Consider the following 17,686-nt stretch of genomic DNA (forward strand, 5'->3'; position numbering starts at 1 on the left):
CCGTACGTACGGTGGTGTGAGAGGTCGGGAGTTAATCACTCCCTCCTACTCGATTGTGTACCCGTGCATGTCCAACAATTTGGTAGTGACAGTCCGGTTCTATACTGATTGTTGAGGGTTGTCGAACAATTTAGGGTAAAAAAATACACGTAAGCTCCAAATATCTTTATAGTAAAGTTGCCAAAACAAAAGTTAAAATAGGAGATAATACGTGTTGCATAAATTCTAGCATAAAATTTCAGTGGTTTGACGATGTAACTATTTTATAGAGCGTCCTTTTTAGTGTTCCTCTTTATGAAATAAGAATCTAAATGTTAAAATTTATGTAAATCTAGTATGTATAGCAGAGCAAAAAATCCCCATCTATAATATTTAACCAATCCCGACAGAATTGCCCTTTCTCAAGAAATGTGAAGAGCGAAGCCCAATAAGTTGGGAAAGGATGAATGTTGGTTAGGCGATAGCCTAAAGGCGCTTGTGAAATATAGATAGCTAGTAAAAAAGTATCTACTTCCCAAGAATCCCCACTTCAAATACCCCGTAAAGTTGTTAAGTGGTGGGGAGTTCACTTAAATGATTCAACAGGACTGAGCATAGCAGCGTCACTTATACAAACTTTATATGCTAAATAATTTTTATCATGTTATTTGTCATATTATATATATGACAAGCACTACTATATTGGTTGTCTAAAATAGTGGATAATTGAAAAGAAAGAAGTGATGAGAATGGCACAAGCTGTGATACTAGAGAATGGTTACAGTAAAAAGGAAGAATTTTGGAATGCATTAACTCATGGTGTATCATTTTTGTTAGCAATTCCAGGATTGATATTACTTATTGAAAAGGCGAATGAGAACGGTTCGAAAATTGAATTGTTTAGTTATATTGTTTTTGGTTTATCAATGATGTTATTGTTCTTATGTTCTACACTTTATCATAGTGTTCCTATTTATAAGAGCTTTTTTAAAAAGATGGATCATAGTTCAATTTACTTTTTAATAGCGGGTACATATACTCCAATTGCACTTGTTGCAGTGGGTGGAAAAACGGGCTGGGTTATTTTCTGGATTGAGTGGATATTAACAATTATTGGCGTCATCATGAAGATGTTCTTTGTTTATCGTTTTAAAACCTTATCTTTAATCGTCTATTTAGGAATGGGCTGGCTTATCGTTTTTGCATATAAACCACTAATCACACATATTACGCTAAAAGGTTTTCTAGTATTGCTACTTGGCGGTGTCATTTATTCGGTAGGTACTTATTTTTATAAAAATAAACGCATTCCATATAATCATGCAATCTGGCATGTATTTGTAATGGCAGGTTGTGCAGCAATGTTTGCCAGTGTCTATTATTTTATATAATAGTATGAGGCGGGGACAGAACTAGTCTTAGTTCATCAAAAAATCGAAATTGCATCAGGCAATTTCGATTTTTTTCGTTTTATGGTGAAATGTTGTAGAGAGATTAAGGTTAGCTATTTTTACATATTAATAGATAGTGTTTCAAGTGAAAGAAATGTACCTATTTGACAAAAATGAAAATCACACATTAAAAAAGCACATACCTATTGGTAAGTGCTAAAAATGTTATGAACATCAAATATTAATATTAGTAAAGCCGCCTTTGCCGTAATTTTAAAATATCGAAAGTTTTAAACCACCACTCCTCAAAGTGGGTGTTTGCAGAATATTTCATGTTTGTCCGCATTAACAAAGAATGCGGCATGCCAATCCGTACTCAATTTAAACTCCCTATTACAGCTCAAAGGTTAAAACTTAATATTATTACGTACAACGCAGCTTGTATTCTTATAATACAGCAGGTGAGATGAATCTGCAAGAAAGACCACTTCGGAGATTTACAGAAATAAATACCACATTTGAAACAAAAGAATACAATGATTATGTTATAAACCCCACTCAATTCTTTATTTCAAAGAAGCTCCCTCATTTGGATTTCCTATTAGCATTTTTAGTAGTTCTCTTGTTGCAAAAGAGTGATAGGTGTCTTTTTTAGTGATAATTGCAAGTCTCCAGTGAAAAACGGAATCTTTAATAGGAATCATTTTAACATTCGGATTGTTTTGCTTATAAAAGATTGACTTTGGCAAGAGGGCAATGCCCATTTTAGCTGAGATTAGTTCTGTGATTAAATCCCATTGAGAAGTCTCATATGATACCTTGGGGTCAAATCCATTTTCTTTGCAAGCATTTATTACCGAATCATGTAAGGTAAAATCATTTGAAAATAGGATAAAATTTTCATTTTTTAATTCACTAATAGCCAATTTTTCTCTATTAGCTAGAGGATGGTCATTATAAATAAACACTACAAATTCATCTGAAATAAAGGGATAAACGTTTAGTTTTTCTTCATCGACTGGTAGAACACAAATGGCTAAATCAACCTCGCTGTCTTCTACAAGATGGACAATCCTCTTGGCACCTAATTCGACAAGCTGAAGCCATACTTTTGGATATTTTGCATGAAACTTAAGTGCCATATCAGGGAAAACGAGTGTACCTACTAATGGCGGTATACCTATTTTTATTTTCCCAGTTTTAACATTTCTAAGTTCATCTAATAGCATCTTTAGCTCTGTGAGAGATTCTAGAGATTTTTGACCTTGTTGATATACAATTTTGCCTGCATCTGTTAGCCAGAGGTGGCGTGTAGAGCGATCAAATAGTTCTACCTGTAACTCTTCTTCTAGTTTTTTTACAACTTTACTAAGTGATGGCTGCGATAAGTATGTTTGCTCTGCTGCTTTTGTAAAACTTTGATGGTCTGCTACATTCATAAATAACTGTATCTCTCGTAAATCCATTATTGGTCCCTCCGATTTATTCACTGTATTCATGATATTTATTCTATTTATGAATTTTACTTATAAAAAAACAAATTGTAAACTAAATCATGTAGAAATCAGAATAATAGTAACACTGCAGAGGGGTAAATTATATGAAGAAAAGTAAAGTGATGGATTCATTTTTGGAAGCGGTTTCTGATATTGAAGATGGATCTACTTTAATTGTTGGTGGTTTCGGTCTTTCAGGGATTCCTGAATTTTCTATACAAGCGCTTAAAGAAAAAGGCACAAAAGATTTGACCATTGTGAGTAATAATTGCGGGGTAGATGATTGGGGATTGGGATTATTACTCGCTAACCGTCAAATTAAAAAAATGATTTCCTCATACGTAGGAGAAAATAAAACATTTGAACAGCAATTTTTAAGCGGTGAATTAGAAGTTGAGTTAGTCCCTCAAGGTACTCTAGCAGAAAGAATTCGTGCTGGTGGTGCTGGGATTCCTGGCTTTTATACAGCAACTGGTGTCGGTACTCCAATTGCTGAAGGGAAAGAAACAAAGGATTTTGATGGGAAGACATACCTACTTGAACATGGGATTGTAGGGGATTTTGCACTTATTAAGGCTTGGAAAGCAGATACACTTGGGAACTTAGTATTTCGAAAAACAGCTCGTAATTTTAATCCACTTGCAGCTATGGCGGGGAAAATAACGATTGCAGAAGTAGAGGAAATTGTTGAACCAGGAGAATTAGATCCTGATGAAATTCATTTGCCAGGCATTTATGTACAACGACTTTTACTTGGAACGGATTATCAAAAACGAATTGAGAAACTCACAGTTGTGAAAGCTTAATTTAATAGAATGGAGTGTCGAAAATGAAAGATACACATCTTAAAATTGTGAAGAGAGCCGTTATGGAAGTTGAAGATGGCATGAATGTTAATCTTGGTATTGGTATACCTACACTTGTTGCAAATGAAATTCCTACTGATTTCAACGTTTTACTTCAATCAGAAAATGGACTATTAGGTATTGGACCTTATCCGTTAGAAGGAATGGAAGATCCAGATTTAATTAATGCTGGCAAGGAAACTGTCACAACTGTACCGGGGGCTTCTTTTTTTGATAGTGCGGAATCATTTGCCATGATTCGAGGAGGACATATAGACTTAGCGATTCTTGGGGGTATGGAAGTATCTGAACAAGGGGATTTAGCTAACTGGATGATTCCTGGAAAAATGGTAAAAGGTATGGGCGGAGCTATGGACCTTGTGAATGGTGCCAAAAAGGTAATTGTCATAATGGAGCATGTAAATAAGCATGGTGAGTCAAAAATAAAAAAAGAATGTACATTACCTCTTACTGGAAAGCAAGTTGTACAACGATTAATCACTGATTTGGCAGTTTTCGACTTTACCCCAAATGGAATGCTTCTAATCGAAATACAAGAAGGAGCATCCCTTGAAGAAGTAAAGGAAAAGACAGAAGCTCCATTTATAATATCTCCTGATTTAATTTCTGCACAATAATTTTCAATAATAGGAATAGGGGGTATTAATGCTATTCGATAAAATTTTCGTGGATTTTCTTTTTAGAAGAGGACAATTATAACTTTAGAAAAATAGCATTATTAATATTTACAAATTTACAATTTTAGTGTGAATCAAGATAAATGAATAAAGGAGATGGGCATATGCGCGATGTTGTTATTGTAAGTGCTGTTAGAACGCCAATTGGTAGTTTTATGGGTGCTTTACATAATACACCTGCTACGGAATTAGGAGCAATTGTCATTAGAGAAGCTCTAAATCGTGCAGGGATTCAAGGGGAACAAGTAGATGAAGTCATCATGGGGAATGTTCTTCAAGCGGGTCTTGGTCAAGGACCTGCCCGACAAGCTGCACTTAAGGCGGGATTACCAATTGAAGTAACTGCTATGGCTATCAATAAACTATGTGGATCTGGATTGAAAGCTGTACATCTTGCTACGCAAGCTATCCAAACAGGAGATGCTGAGGTTATAGTAGCAGGTGGCATGGAAAATATGAGTATGGCACCTTACTTATTGACAAAAGGCCGTTCAGGGTATCGTATGGGAGATGGGAAAATTTATGACAGTATGATTTTAGATGGCCTGCAATGTTCTATTAATTCTTATCACATGGGGGTCACTGCTGAAAATATAGCAGAAAAATACAATATTAGTAGAGAAGAACAAGATGAATTTGCTGCTTGGAGCCAACAAAAAACAGAGAGCGCCATTAAAGCTGGAAAATTCAAAGCTGAGATTGTGCCGATTGAGATTCCTCAACGTAAGGGCGATCCAATTATTTTTGACACAGATGAATTTCCTCGTGAAGGAGTTACTGCTGAAAAGCTTGCCAAATTAAAACCAGCATTTAAAAAAGATGGTACTGTAACTGCAGGTAATGCATCTGGTATTAATGATGGCGCAGCCGCATTAGTACTAATGAGTCGAGAGAAGGCAGAAGAACTAGGTATTAAACCGATGGCGGTAATTCGTGGTAATGGTTCAGCAGGTGTAGATCCAAAAATTATGGGGATTGGGCCGGTACCTGCTACGAAAAAAGCACTAAAAAAAGCTGGATTAACAATGGATGCAATAGATCTTGTTGAAGCAAACGAAGCATTTGCGTCACAATCACTTGCAGTAGGGCAAGAATTAAAAATTCCAAGAGAAATTTTGAATGTCAATGGTGGAGCAGTTGCATTAGGCCACCCAATTGGTGCTAGTGGTGCACGTATACTTGTGACTTTGTTATATGAAATGCAACGCCGTAATTCTCACTATGGATTAGCTACATTATGTATTGGGGGCGGCCAAGGAGTTGCAACGATTGTTGAAATGGAGAATTAACATGAGAGGGAATTCTCAGTGAAATGATTTTGTTTATGGACAATATTGTTCAGCTTAGCAAAAACATGGATACAAGAAATTAGCACATAAAAATAAATGATTTTCCAGAACGGAGGAACAATATGGTAGGATCTATTACTAACTTTTTCTCGAAAATGGTGGAGCGTTATTTACCAGATCCACTCGTCTTTGCTATGATCTTAACCATTCTTATCTTTTTCCTTGGTGTCTTCATTACTCCAAGCTCACCGATGGATATGGTACAAATGTGGGGAGATGGTTTCTGGGGTCTTCTTGCTTTCTCAATGCAAATGGCATTAGTACTTGTGACTGGACATGCATTAGCAAGTTCACCATTATTACGAAAATGGATGGGAAAAATTGCTTCTCTTGCGAAAACGCCTGTACAAGGGGTAATGCTTGTTACGTTCATGTCTGCCTTATGCAGTATTATTAACTGGGGATTTGGATTAGTTGTAGGTGCATTATTTGCACGTGAGGTAGCACGACGTATTCCAAAAGTAGATTATCGATTATTGATTGCTAGTGCATATATTGGTTTCTTAACGTGGCATGGTGGTTTATCTGGCTCTGTTCCATTGACAGCTGCGACAGCAGGAAATCCAATGGAGAAGCTAGCTGGACTTGTTCCGATTTCTCAAACTCTGTTAACACCTTTTAATATTTTTATAACAGTAGCATTACTCATCACTCTACCATTTTTAACTAAATTAATGATGAAGCCAGAAAACGAAGTAGTAGCTATTGACCCTGAACTATTAAAAGAAGAACCATCTACAGCTAGAAAATTACCATCTAATGCATCTATTGCTGAAAAGCTAGAAGAGAGTAGAATACTAGCTTATGTAATTGGATTATTAGGGATAGTCTATATTGTTTATTATTTTACAGAAAATGGTTTTAACGTAAATGTTAATGTTGTCAACCTAATTTTCTTTATTCTTGGTATTATTCTACATGGAACACCAATGTCCTATATGCGAGCAGTTAAAGGAGCTATAGGAGGAACAGCAGGTATCTTAGTGCAATTTCCATTTTATGCAGGTATTCAAGTGATGATGGAACAATCAGGATTAGGAGGGGCCATTACTCATTTATTTATTGATATATCAAATAAAGATACATTCCCAATATTAACTTTCTTTAGTTCAGGGATTGTTAACTTAGCAGTTCCATCAGGTGGTGGACATTGGGTAGTACAAGCACCGTTTGTTATCCCAGCTGCACAGGCAATGGGGGCTGACTTAGGCAAAGCCACAATGGCAATTGCCTACGGAGAAGCTTGGATGAATATGGTTCAACCTTTCTGGGCATTACCAGCTTTAGCAATTGCAGGACTTAAAGCTCGAGATATTATGGGCTTCTGTATAACGGCACTGCTTTATTCAGGCGTTATTTTCTTGATAGGATTATATTTCTTCTAATACAAAAAAGCACTGACCCAAAAAGTCAGTGCTTTATTAATTTCCAATTTAAATATCGAAAGTTTTAAACCACCATTCCTCAAAGTGGGTATTCGCAGAGTCTTTCATGTTCGTTCACATTAACGTGGAATGCGGTATACTAGTCCGTATTATTACGAGCAATGCAGCTTATGTAATGACATTGCTGAAAATCCTAGAATATTACAAGAAGGAAGCTAACGCCGTTATGTTGAATTTGATAAGTAAGGTTTTTGTTTAAAAAGAAAGGGGATTTATAAATGAATATAGATAATTTAGAAGCGTTTATGTATGTGGTTCATCTAAAAAGTATTCATAAAGCTTCAAAAGCACTGTTTTTATCTCAACCTACAGTAACAGCTCGAATTAAATCATTAGAACGAGAATTAAATTCGGAATTATTTATTCGCCAAGGGAGAAATTTAGTACTTTCATCTCAGGGAAAGGAATTTATCCCTTATGCACAGCAAATTTTACAGACATTAAGGGAAGGAAAACGTCAACTAAAACATCAGGGTGCCCAAAACGAAATTGTCATTGGTGCTAATGTAATTACATCTCAGTACTTTATTCCACATGCGTTAACTTCGTGGAAAAAGGAGCATCCACAACTACATTTTAAATTTACGGCAACAACAAACGATGAATTGATTACGAAATTATTAAACCATCAAGTAAATTTTGCTTTTATGAGAGCTATACGTGATGAGGGAATCAATCAGGAACCAGTACTAGATAATTCGGTTCGGCTGATTGTTTATCCCGATCATCCATTTATACAAAAACAAAATGTGACAGTTAAGGAATTGGCTAAGGAATCCATTGTATTTTTTGAATGTGGAGCTTTTGATTGGGATTTAATTTATAAATTATTTGAAGTGGAAGAAATTGAGCCGAACATTGAATTTAAAGTAGACCACCTTGAAATAGCGAAGTCATTAATCATAAATAAGCAAAGCATTGGTTTTTTACCATACTTATGTGTAAAAGAGGAATTAGAGAAAGGGGAGTTATTTGAAGTTGATACGACGCATCTGCTTCAAATTAAGCAGAATGTTTATTTGTCGTATGTTGAAAATGATACCGTAAATTTGCTTAGAAGCAGTATTGAAGAATCTGTTAAACAATTCTATACCTAAATGATAGAAAATTTTTATCAATCAAAAATTTTTTCTATCAAAAAAAGCCTTGTTAGCTTTCCTTAGAAATGTTAGGATTATTTTCAATAACAATTTCTTATAATTCTTATAAAAATAATAGGTATTATAAGAACAAATGGAGGGATTGGCATGGCTGAACAAAGAAAAATTAAATTTGGTGCAATCATTCATGGTGTAGGTGGCAATATTTCGGGTTGGAGACATCCAAATGTATCAACCGATGCAAGTGTCAATTTAGACTTTTATAAACAACAAGCTTTAAAAGCTGAGAAAGGCAAATTCGATTTGGTCTTTATTGCGGATGGTTTGTATATAAACGAACAATCAATTCCACATTTTTTAAATCGTTTTGAGTCTATCACAATTTTATCAGCGTTGGCGGCGGTTACTTCTAAAATTGGTCTTGTAGGTACAGTATCTACTTCCTATAGTGAACCTTTTACAATTGCTCGTCAGTTTGCTTCTCTCGATCATATTAGTCAAGGGCGTGCAGGATGGAATGTTGTAACAACACCGCTTGAAAAGACAGCCTTAAATTATAATAAGACAGTGGAACAACATCCTAATCATGCAAAACGCTATCAAATAGCTGAAGAATATTTGGAAGTTGCGAAGGGTCTATGGGACTCATGGGACGATGATGCTTTTGTGGCAGACAAAGAAAACGATATCTTCTTTGATCCAAAAAAATTGCATACTTTAAATCATAAAGGTGAATTCTTCTCTGTTGCAGGGCCATTAAATATTGCTCGCACCAAGCAAGGGCAACCAGTTATTTTCCAAGCAGGATCTTCAGTAGCTGGGAAGAGATTGGCTGCAAAAGATGCTGATGCAGTTTTCACTGGACACCCTACATTAAAGGATGCGCAAAGTTTTTACGAAGATGTAAAAAAACAAGCAGTAGAGTTTGGGCGTAATCCAGATGAACTAGTGATTTTACCAGGTATAGCACCAATAATCGGTGATACGGATGAAGAGGCAGAGCAAAAATACGAGGAATTAGTGAACTTGGTGTCAATTGATCGAGCACTAGCATACCTTGGCCGTTACTTCGATCATCATGATTTTACACAATATCCTTTAGATGAACCTTTCCCAGAACTAGGTGAAATCGGTGCAAATAGCTTTAGAAGCCATACAGATCGTATTAAAAAAGAGGCGAAAGAGCAACATTTAACCTTACGCCAAGTAGCGTTAAGAGAAGCAACACCACGTACAGACTTTATCGGAACACCTGAAAAAATAGCTGATTTAGTTCAAGAATGGTTTGAACGATGCGGTGCAGACGGTTTTATTGTTGGGTCCTCACTTCCTGGTGCATTAGATGATTTTGTAGATAAAGTAGTACCAATTTTACAACAACGTGGTCTCTATCGAGAAGATTATGAGGCTGATACACTAAGAGGTAATTTGGGATTACCTTTTAAAGAAAGTCGTTATATAAAGGAAACGGTGTAAAATTTTTATCTATAAAACCTAGTTAACAAATAAATATAATAATAAATAAGGAGGGAATCTGAATGGGATACAAAATAGGCATTTTAGATCAAAGTCCAGTAATTGAAAACCTATCGAATTATGAGATACTGCAAAGAACTGTCCAATTAGCACAGAAAGCTGAAAAGTGGGGATACGAAAGATTTTGGGTGTCTGAACATCATAACTCTGAAGATGTACTTGGGTCTGCTCCTGAGATACTAGTCCCTTATCTTTTAGCAAAAACAAATACAATTCGCATTGGATCTGGTGGCGTAATGCTTCAACATTATAGCCCCTATAAAGTGGCTGAAGCTTTCCAAGTGTTAGCTACATTAGAACCAAGACGTGTAGATTTAGGTGTTGGCAAAGGGCCAGGTGGATTACCTTTATCAACAAAGGCCTTGCAATATGGCACAGTTAATACGGGAGAGGATTTCGAAGAACGTCTAACATTTCTTCAACAAATCCTTCAAGAAAGAGTACCAGCTAACCATCCACTTGCTGGGATTAAAGCAATACCTAAACCACCTGTACAACAAGAGTTAATATTATTAGGGGCTAGCCCGAACAGTGCTCGATTAGCTAATAAGTTAGGCGTTACATTCTCGTTTGCTAGTTTCTTTAATAGCGATGATCGAAGTCTAGCAGAAGCAGCTGAAGCGTATAAAGAAAACTATAAAGATGGGCGTTTTATCTTAGCAGTTTCAGCTATTGCAGCACCTACAAGTGAAGAAGCGAAACTCCTTGCTGAACAACAGCAGCTTGTTAAAGTTCATTTAAAAAGCGGTCGTGTGTTAACACTTCAAAATGAAGAAGCAGCAGAAAAGTTTGGTAAAGAGTCTGGAGAAGAATATGAAGTGAAAGTACATCAGGCTAATTTTATAGCAGGTTCACCGACCGAAGTGAAAGAAGAGTTAAATCGCTTACATCATCAATATGGAGTAGATGAATTTATCATCCACACCCCAGTTAAGGATGACCAAGCAAGAATTTTTTCTTATGAGCTATTGAGCCCTAATTCATTGTTTGCCACTAAAGAAACGATTTCGCTTTAGTCAATAAGTTATCTGGATAAAGGAGGGGTACTATGATCGAAATTGAAGGGCTAAAAAAGAAGTTTGGGCATAATGAAGTACTAAAAGGAATCAATATACATGTTGAAAAAGGAGAAATTATCTCAATCTTAGGGCCAAGTGGTTCAGGGAAAACAACACTTTTAAGATGCCTTAACTATTTAGAGAGTCCTGATGAAGGACAAATCGTGATTGATGATGTGTTAATAAATGCACGCAAAGTAAACAAAAAAGATATCTATCAATTGAGAAAAAAGTCTGCAATGGTATTCCAATCTTATAATTTATTCCAACATAAAACTGTATTACAAAATGTAATAGAAGGACTTGTTGTAGTGCAAAAAAAGAGCGTCAAAGAAGCTAAAGAAAAGGCGCTTGAAGTTTTGCAGAAAGTCGGGCTAAAAAATAAAATTGATGCCTATCCCAGTCAACTGTCGGGTGGACAACAGCAACGGGTTGGAATTGCAAGAGCACTTGCCTTGAATCCAGAAGTTATTTTATTTGATGAACCAACTTCGGCACTTGATCCTGAATTAGTTGGGGAAGTATTAGAGGTTATTGCCAAAATTGCTCGAGAAGGAAAGACAATGATTATTGTGACCCATGAGATGAATTTTGCTAGAGAGATATCTGACAGAATTATTTTTATGGATAATGGTGTTGTAATTGAAGAAGGGATTCCGCAACAAATTTTTACAGAACAAAAAGAAGAACGAACTAGACAGTTCTTAAAACGAATGACACCTGAATTAGATTATTCTATATAAAATTCTCAAAAATTAACCCTACTACAAGGATTATTCTATACGGATAAATGTAGCACTTTTCAGCAATAAATCATTGTAAACATATAAGAATAGTAAAAATAATAGAGATAGGAGATGAAACAAATGAAACATATAAAAAAACTGTGGTTTGCAGCCATGATATCGTCACTTGCTTTATTAGGGGCATGCTCCTCTCATGCAAAATCAGATGAAAAAGAAAAGGGGAGTTCTTCCAAAGTTCAAACAATTGTTATTGGAACAGGTACACAATTTCCAAATGTTTGCTTTATCGATAAAAATGGTAAGTTGACTGGTTATGATGTTGAAATTGTACGAGCAATTGATAAAAAACTTCCAGAATATAAATTTAAGTTCAAAACGATGGAATTCTCAAATTTATTACTAAGCTTACAAACAAAAAAAATTGATTTCATCGCACATCAGATGGAAGTTAATAAGGAAAGACAGGAAAAGTTCTTATTCAATAAAGAACCTTATAATGTATTCCCACTAAAAGTAACTGTTTTTGAGGGGAACAATGATATTAAATCAATTAATGATTTAAAAGGTAAAAAAGTAAGTGTAACAGCAACGAGTAACTCTGCTGTATTTATCGAGGACTACAATAAAAAGCACAATTTAGGAGCACAAATTGTGTATGGATCTAGTTCAGCTGATAGCAATGAGCAATTGAAAAAGGGAAGAATTGATGCTCTTATTTCAACTCCGTTTGCAGTAGATTTCAATAATAAGCATGTAGATGCGCAACAAAAGGTTGTTGGCGATGCATTATTAAATTCCAAAGTATATTTCTTATTAAATAAAGATGAAACAACCCTTTCCAATCGAATCGATGAAGCTCTTAAAGAGTTAAAAAAAGAGGGAGTTGTTAGTAAGCTAAGTAAAAAATGGCTTGGTGCTGACTATTCAGTTGATTTTTAAAATCATAGAGTAAGCTCTAAAGGGAGGCGAGTGAATGGGTAAAGCATTTGATCCTGTCTTAATCATTGAGTTCCTTCCTACGTTAATAAAATACTTAGGTGTTACTTTGGAAATCGTACTTTTCTCAATGATTTTTGGAACAATCATAGGAATAATTGTAGCTTTACCAAAGCTTTTTCATATTCCAGTAGTAAGACAAATTGTTACGTTGTACATTTCATTCATAAGAGGGACGCCCATTCTTATTCAACTTTTTCTTGTTTACTATGGGTTACCAGCACTTTTAAGTATATGGAATATTGATATTACTAGAATGGATGCACTCTATTTTGTAATCATTACGTATTCACTAAGCCACGGTGCTATTTTTGCAGAGATTTTTCGTAGTGCAATACAATCAATTGATATTGGACAGACTGAAGCAGCCTATTCAATTGGTATGAAACCTCTCCAAAGTTTTTTTAGAATTGTGTTTCCACAAGCTATTCGAATTGCATTTCCTAACATGGCCAATTCAATTATTGGCTCTCTAAAGGATACTTCGTTAGCTTTCACTATTGGCGTGATGGATATGATGGGTAGAGGTGAAACGCTAATCTCTTCGACAGCCCATGCATTAGAGGTTTATATATCATTATCGATTGTATATTACGTAATCGTGCTGATATTTGAAAAAGTATTTAAAATTTCTGAGAGATATTTAAATCGCTATCAACCTCATGGAATTTCTTCTATTTAATAAGGGGGAATAGTATGGCTATTGACTTTTCATTTATATGGGTTGCCTTTAAGGAAATTCTAAAGGCAGTTCCTTTAACTTTAGTCCTGACATTTATACCAATTGTCATAGGGTTTTTAATAGGTTTAGCTGTGGCTTTGACAAGAGCATATAATATAAAGGTTTTAAGTCAAATTGCTAATTTCTATGTCTCATTTTTTAGAGGTACACCTGCAATTATGCATATTATGGTGATTTATTTTGGATTTCCTATTCTCCTGGATTATCTCATCAAGGTATTCAATTTACCATACCAATCCAATAATGTTCCAATTGTATTATTTGTTATCACAGCATTATCCCTGACCGCGGGATCTTACTTGTCTGAAATTATTCGTTCTGGTATTTCAAGTGTTTCGAAAGGTCAAATTGAAGCAGCTTATACAATAGGGATGAATACATTTCAGGTTGTAAAAAGGATTATATTACCACAGGCATTGGCTCAATCTGTTCCAAATATAACAAATCTTATTATTGGATTTTTGCATACAACGTCCATTGCATTTCTCGTTTCACAAAAGGAAATTACTGGTGCTGCTAATATAGTGGCTTCAAAGAATTTGAAATTCTTAGAGGCTTTTATAGCTGCAGGTATCATTTATTGGGCAATTACTTTGATCATTGAAGCTTTATTATATTTCATTGAAAAGAAGGCAAAATCTTATAGTAGAAATGCGTTTTGAGTTTGATAAGAACAATATATATCGAAAGGGAGAGGTTTTATGGGGGACGTTATTACAATTGGTCTATTATCTGAAGAAGATAAAGAGGCTACACGCAACGTTCTAGTTGCAAGTTATGAACAATTTAGAGATAGCTATACGAATATAGAAGATTACTACACATATATTGGCGAAATCAAAGAATCATTGGATAATCCAAATTTAGATCGAGTGTTAGTAGCTAAAAGTGGTGAAGAAATTTTAGGGACTTTACAGCTTTTCCTTTCATCTGAATTGGCATATGGACGACCAGAAATAGAAATCCATGCACCAATCGTACGCTTATTGGGTGTACATCCGTCAGCAAGAGGAAAGGGCATAGCGAGAAAACTATTAGCAGAAAGTATTGACTATGCAAAACAACTAGGAGCTAACAGTCTGTATTTGCATACAACAGATAAAATGTCGGATGCAATTCGCTTATACGAAGGATTAGGTTTCAAACGAGATCAAGAAAAAGAATTCTTAAAATACGACTTTTTAGTCAAATGTTATCGATTTGATATAGAAAGTGTCTAGTCTTATCTAAGTTTGTTTTCGATAGTAAAAACATTTTGAATGGAGGAAATTTCAATGGCACAAGAATTATCAATAGTAGTATGGGCAAAAGATGGCTGCAGTTATTGCAAAGATGTAAAAGAGTATTTAACAGAGCAAAATTTAGATTACAGAGTGATTGATGTAACGAATCACGATGAATTCAGAGACATTCTAGATATAAAATATGGTGTTCGCCATGTTCCAGTTGTTGAACTTGGAATCAACAATCAATATCAAGGTGTAACAGAAGTGGGAATTGAACACTTACAAGAAGCGTTAAAGAAAGTAAATAAAGTTATCCAACAACAAGTGTGATGTTTAAGTTAGAATTTTTGGAAGGGGAAATCAGTATTTATAGCACGATAAATTAATGGAATATTTATAATTTTATAAAACTGTGTTTTAAACGGTAACTATTTCATATCTGATAAAAAGTATTATTAGCGAAAGATTAAATCTAATATTGTACACATATCAAGAAAATAAGGAGTGACTTGTGTGACTAAGAATTTCTATGAGGCTGTAGAGGGCAGACGATCTATATATGGTTTATCTGATGCATATATTATTTCTGATGAACGATTACAAGAGGTGCTACATATTGCAGTAAAGAATGCGCCTACAGCTTTTAATTCACAAACTGGGCGAATAGTAGTCTTGCTGGAGGAGCAAAATAAATTGTTTTGGGAGCAAGCTTTTGATGAAATTAAAGAAGGACTAACGGAGGAAAGGTTTCAACGGAATAAAAAACGTTTTGAAGGTTTTGCAAGTGGACATGGTACCATACTATTTTTTGAGGATCAGAAAGTGATTGAATCCTTTCAAAACCAATTTGCTGATATAGCAGAGCAATTTACGAATTGGTCTCAGCAAGGTACTGGAATACTTCAATATCTTGTCTGGACTACACTTGAAAATGAAGGATTTGGAGCGAGTTTACAACATTATTATCCTGAAATATCAGCAGTACAAAAACAGAAATGGGGAATACAAAGTGGTTGGAAACTTGTTGCAGAGTTACCGTTTGGCTCACCGACATCATTGCCAAAAGAAAAAGAGATTCAGCCAGTTGAAGAAAGAGTTATTTTCACAAAGTAATTAGAAGGGAAGATCTTTGAATGACTCAACAAGATGATTTTAAGAAAGCATTAGGAAATTATCCAACAGGTGTAACTGTTGTTACCACCGTTGATCAAGAGAATAATCCAGTTGGTTTAACAGTTAATTCGTTTGCTTCTGTGTCATTAGATCCATTGTTAATTCTTTGGTCGATTGATAAAAGATCAAAGTCCTTATCTGATTTTACTAAAAGTAAGAAATTTGCAGTGAATATTTTGGCAAGTGATCAAGAAAAACTTTGCTTTCTTTTTTCAAGTAAGGAAGTAGATCGCTTTGGACAATGTGAATGGCAACGTTCAGAAAGTCAATTGCCAATTTTAGCAAATGTAGCGTCTGTATTAGAATGTGAAACGGTTCAAGAGATAGAGGCTGGGGATCACGTTATTTTGATAGGGCAAGTTCATCGGATTGTGAATGCTAATAAGGCACCATTACTTTATCATCAAAGGAGTGTGGGGGGAATTCCTAAAACATTCTATCAAGCAACTTAAAAGGGGAGGGTAAACTGCAAGCAACGAAGTGATTGGGTTGTTTGTGGTTTATTTTTGGGTAAAATAAAAAAGCATTGCCTTATTTGGAAGGCTTAGCTTCAGTTAAAACTTCTTCAGTCAATGCAGTAATATCAACTGGTGTTTTTTCAGTTATGACATCTGCTAAAATAGCGTTTTTAAAGTAATCCACACTCGAAGGTAGCGGAATAACAAGTAATTTCTTTAATGCTTCTTGATACATACTGACGAACTCTTTGTCGGAATTTCCTCGTTTTAGCTCTGCAAATGCTTCATAAAATAAATCTAGTTTATCTGCAAATTCTAATAATCGGCCTTCAATCGTTGCGTCTTTTCCTTCTTTCATACGATCAAAGAAGACTTCTTGAAATTCTTCAGGAATTTCGCTGAAAATGAATTTCTCCATCATTTTTTCTTCTACATGAGAAATCATTTGTTTTAGCTCAGGTGATGCATGCTTTACTGGAGTTTTAATATCACCGATAAATACTTCTGCAAAATCATGGTTAATCGTTTTTTCGTATAGCGATTTCCAATCAATAATCGAGCCGTTCATTTCTTCAATTGTTCCAAAAAACATAGCGTATTGTGAGACTTTCCAAGAGTGTGCTGCCACATTATGTTCTTCAAATTTGAAGCGACCAGGGCAACGAATAATACGCTCTAAGTCATTTAAACTTGTAAAAAATTTATGAATACCTATAAAAATCCTCTCCTTTAAATACTTTTATCTATTGTATGCTACTTTATCAAGAATGTGACTAGGCTGTCCACTAATATCTTCTTGATACGTGTATTATATAATACAATTTGTTCTGGGACTGCCTTTTTACAAAGAACACAGGCAATCTTTACTTTGGATTTACAAATCCTAATTCACTTATTTGTCGATTGCTTGTATATAGTATTTCCTATATTGTTTAAGTAAGAAATATACGTAAAAGGAAGCTTATCAATGCTCTATTCAACAGTATTATTTATACATGTAATCAGTGCTATATTATCTATTGGACCGTTTTTTGTCCTCATTCCAATGCTAAAGAAAATGCGGATTTCAGAAAATCATGATGAAATGACTGCCTATGTCACAACATTCTCGCTTGCTATTCAAGTTGTAAAGCATTCCGGTCATATTTTAATATTATCGGGTCTATATATTTTATGGCAGAGTGGTTATTCGATTACTTCACCATTTATCGTGATGACCTTTGCCTTACTAATCGCATCACTTGTATTTTTAGCGAGAGCGTTCAAACCAACCATGAGAACGTTTAACACACCACAATACAACAAAGAATACTTTATAAATAAATTAACGAAAGCAGTGTATATATACACCTTGTTACTATTGATCATGCTTTGGTTCATGGTTACCAAGCCGCCAATCTGGTGATATAGGAACATATTTGATTGTAACAAGAAGAGGTTTGTTACAA

19 protein-coding genes and 1 other RNA gene are annotated in these 17,686 nt (G+C 35.0%); 17 read left to right on the top strand and 3 right to left on the bottom strand.

Annotation, left to right across the window (positions count from 1 at the left end):
* The first annotated feature begins 728 nt into the window (after positions 1–728).
* On the top strand, positions 729–1,370 hold the full coding sequence (locus CW357_RS12060) for a PAQR family membrane homeostasis protein TrhA (protein ID WP_119415916.1): 642 nt from the start codon (positions 729–731) through the stop codon (positions 1,368–1,370).
* A gap of 249 nt (positions 1,371–1,619) precedes the next feature.
* On the opposite strand, the gene ssrS is transcribed toward CW357_RS12060, so the two are convergent.
* Both ssrS and CW357_RS12070 read right to left on the bottom strand, forming a co-directional pair.
* Positions 1,620–1,814: non-coding RNA, 6S RNA (ssrS, locus tag CW357_RS12065), on the bottom strand.
* Positions 1,815–1,936: 122 nt separating this feature from the next.
* A complete protein-coding gene (locus CW357_RS12070) occupies positions 1,937–2,836 on the bottom strand; it encodes a LysR family transcriptional regulator (protein ID WP_124218182.1) in 900 nt (299 codons plus the stop codon).
* Between the two features lie 134 nt (positions 2,837–2,970).
* Between CW357_RS12070 and CW357_RS12075 the strand changes: the two genes are divergently transcribed.
* From CW357_RS12075 to CW357_RS12145, 15 genes are all read left to right on the top strand, one after another.
* Positions 2,971–3,672: a CoA transferase subunit A gene (locus tag CW357_RS12075; RefSeq protein WP_124218183.1), complete on the top strand. Its 702-nt coding sequence runs from the start codon at positions 2,971–2,973 to the stop codon at positions 3,670–3,672.
* Between the two features lie 23 nt (positions 3,673–3,695).
* Positions 3,696–4,349, top strand: a complete 654-nt coding sequence (locus CW357_RS12080; RefSeq protein ID WP_124218184.1) for a 3-oxoacid CoA-transferase subunit B — start codon at positions 3,696–3,698, stop codon at positions 4,347–4,349.
* 164 nt (positions 4,350–4,513) lie between these two features.
* The gene (locus CW357_RS12085; protein ID WP_124218185.1) at positions 4,514–5,698 is read left to right on the top strand and encodes an acetyl-CoA C-acetyltransferase; all 1,185 of its coding nucleotides are present in this window, start codon (positions 4,514–4,516) and stop codon (positions 5,696–5,698) included.
* Between the two features lie 122 nt (positions 5,699–5,820).
* Complete coding sequence (locus tag CW357_RS12090) at positions 5,821–7,143, top strand: TIGR00366 family protein (RefSeq protein ID WP_124218186.1); 1,323 nt, start codon at positions 5,821–5,823, stop codon at positions 7,141–7,143.
* Between the two features lie 278 nt (positions 7,144–7,421).
* Positions 7,422–8,300 (top strand): LysR family transcriptional regulator, encoded by an 879-nt coding sequence (locus tag CW357_RS12095; protein WP_124218187.1) that lies wholly within the window; start codon positions 7,422–7,424, stop codon positions 8,298–8,300.
* Between the two features lie 150 nt (positions 8,301–8,450).
* Complete coding sequence (locus CW357_RS12100; protein ID WP_124218188.1) at positions 8,451–9,779, top strand: LLM class flavin-dependent oxidoreductase; 1,329 nt, start codon at positions 8,451–8,453, stop codon at positions 9,777–9,779.
* Between the two features lie 62 nt (positions 9,780–9,841).
* A complete protein-coding gene (locus CW357_RS12105; protein ID WP_124218189.1) occupies positions 9,842–10,855 on the top strand; it encodes an LLM class flavin-dependent oxidoreductase in 1,014 nt (337 codons plus the stop codon).
* A 32-nt stretch (positions 10,856–10,887) separates the two neighbouring features.
* On the top strand, positions 10,888–11,640 hold the full coding sequence (locus CW357_RS12110; protein ID WP_124218190.1) for an amino acid ABC transporter ATP-binding protein: 753 nt from the start codon (positions 10,888–10,890) through the stop codon (positions 11,638–11,640).
* A gap of 132 nt (positions 11,641–11,772) precedes the next feature.
* Positions 11,773–12,582 carry a transporter substrate-binding domain-containing protein gene (locus tag CW357_RS12115; RefSeq protein ID WP_305794139.1) on the top strand — a complete coding sequence of 270 codons (810 nt, stop codon included), beginning with the start codon at positions 11,773–11,775 and terminating at the stop codon, positions 12,580–12,582.
* A 34-nt stretch (positions 12,583–12,616) separates the two neighbouring features.
* Positions 12,617–13,321 carry an amino acid ABC transporter permease gene (locus tag CW357_RS12120; protein WP_124218192.1) on the top strand — a complete coding sequence of 235 codons (705 nt, stop codon included), beginning with the start codon at positions 12,617–12,619 and terminating at the stop codon, positions 13,319–13,321.
* Between the two features lie 14 nt (positions 13,322–13,335).
* Positions 13,336–14,043: an amino acid ABC transporter permease gene (locus CW357_RS12125; protein ID WP_124218193.1), complete on the top strand. Its 708-nt coding sequence runs from the start codon at positions 13,336–13,338 to the stop codon at positions 14,041–14,043.
* 39 nt (positions 14,044–14,082) lie between these two features.
* Entirely contained in the window at positions 14,083–14,601 is a 519-nt protein-coding gene (locus tag CW357_RS12130) for a GNAT family N-acetyltransferase (RefSeq protein ID WP_124218194.1), read from the top strand.
* Between the two features lie 54 nt (positions 14,602–14,655).
* Positions 14,656–14,937: a glutaredoxin family protein gene (locus tag CW357_RS12135; RefSeq protein ID WP_124218195.1), complete on the top strand. Its 282-nt coding sequence runs from the start codon at positions 14,656–14,658 to the stop codon at positions 14,935–14,937.
* Positions 14,938–15,120: 183 nt separating this feature from the next.
* Positions 15,121–15,720, top strand: coding sequence for a nitroreductase family protein (locus CW357_RS12140; RefSeq protein WP_124218196.1), 600 nt, complete (start codon positions 15,121–15,123; stop codon positions 15,718–15,720).
* A gap of 20 nt (positions 15,721–15,740) precedes the next feature.
* The gene (locus CW357_RS12145; protein ID WP_124218197.1) at positions 15,741–16,232 is read left to right on the top strand and encodes a flavin reductase family protein; all 492 of its coding nucleotides are present in this window, start codon (positions 15,741–15,743) and stop codon (positions 16,230–16,232) included.
* Between the two features lie 79 nt (positions 16,233–16,311).
* On the opposite strand, the gene CW357_RS12150 is transcribed toward CW357_RS12145, so the two are convergent.
* Positions 16,312–16,953: a YfbR-like 5'-deoxynucleotidase gene (locus CW357_RS12150; protein WP_124218198.1), complete on the bottom strand. Its 642-nt coding sequence runs from the start codon at positions 16,951–16,953 to the stop codon at positions 16,312–16,314.
* Between the two features lie 252 nt (positions 16,954–17,205).
* Here CW357_RS12150 and CW357_RS12155 point away from each other — a divergent pair, with 252 nt between their 5' ends.
* Positions 17,206–17,643, top strand: coding sequence for a hypothetical protein (locus tag CW357_RS12155; RefSeq protein WP_124218199.1), 438 nt, complete (start codon positions 17,206–17,208; stop codon positions 17,641–17,643).
* Positions 17,644–17,686: the final 43 nt, after the last annotated feature.

Source organism: Rummeliibacillus sp. TYF005 (genome assembly GCF_003844195.1).
Lineage (GTDB): Bacteria > Bacillota > Bacilli > Bacillales_A > Planococcaceae > Rummeliibacillus.

Coding starts and splice junctions, on each gene's coding strand:
- CW357_RS12060 (WP_119415916.1), top strand. CDS start 729: ATGGCACAAGCTGTGATACTAGAGAATGGTTACAGTAAAAAGGAAGAA.
- CW357_RS12070 (WP_124218182.1), bottom strand. CDS start 2,836: ATGGATTTACGAGAGATACAGTTATTTATGAATGTAGCAGACCATCAA.
- CW357_RS12075 (WP_124218183.1), top strand. CDS start 2,971: ATGAAGAAAAGTAAAGTGATGGATTCATTTTTGGAAGCGGTTTCTGAT.
- CW357_RS12080 (WP_124218184.1), top strand. CDS start 3,696: ATGAAAGATACACATCTTAAAATTGTGAAGAGAGCCGTTATGGAAGTT.
- CW357_RS12085 (WP_124218185.1), top strand. CDS start 4,514: ATGCGCGATGTTGTTATTGTAAGTGCTGTTAGAACGCCAATTGGTAGT.
- CW357_RS12090 (WP_124218186.1), top strand. CDS start 5,821: ATGGTAGGATCTATTACTAACTTTTTCTCGAAAATGGTGGAGCGTTAT.
- CW357_RS12095 (WP_124218187.1), top strand. CDS start 7,422: ATGAATATAGATAATTTAGAAGCGTTTATGTATGTGGTTCATCTAAAA.
- CW357_RS12100 (WP_124218188.1), top strand. CDS start 8,451: ATGGCTGAACAAAGAAAAATTAAATTTGGTGCAATCATTCATGGTGTA.
- CW357_RS12105 (WP_124218189.1), top strand. CDS start 9,842: ATGGGATACAAAATAGGCATTTTAGATCAAAGTCCAGTAATTGAAAAC.
- CW357_RS12110 (WP_124218190.1), top strand. CDS start 10,888: ATGATCGAAATTGAAGGGCTAAAAAAGAAGTTTGGGCATAATGAAGTA.
- CW357_RS12120 (WP_124218192.1), top strand. CDS start 12,617: ATGGGTAAAGCATTTGATCCTGTCTTAATCATTGAGTTCCTTCCTACG.
- CW357_RS12125 (WP_124218193.1), top strand. CDS start 13,336: ATGGCTATTGACTTTTCATTTATATGGGTTGCCTTTAAGGAAATTCTA.
- CW357_RS12130 (WP_124218194.1), top strand. CDS start 14,083: ATGGGGGACGTTATTACAATTGGTCTATTATCTGAAGAAGATAAAGAG.
- CW357_RS12135 (WP_124218195.1), top strand. CDS start 14,656: ATGGCACAAGAATTATCAATAGTAGTATGGGCAAAAGATGGCTGCAGT.
- CW357_RS12145 (WP_124218197.1), top strand. CDS start 15,741: ATGACTCAACAAGATGATTTTAAGAAAGCATTAGGAAATTATCCAACA.
- CW357_RS12155 (WP_124218199.1), top strand. CDS start 17,206: ATGCTCTATTCAACAGTATTATTTATACATGTAATCAGTGCTATATTA.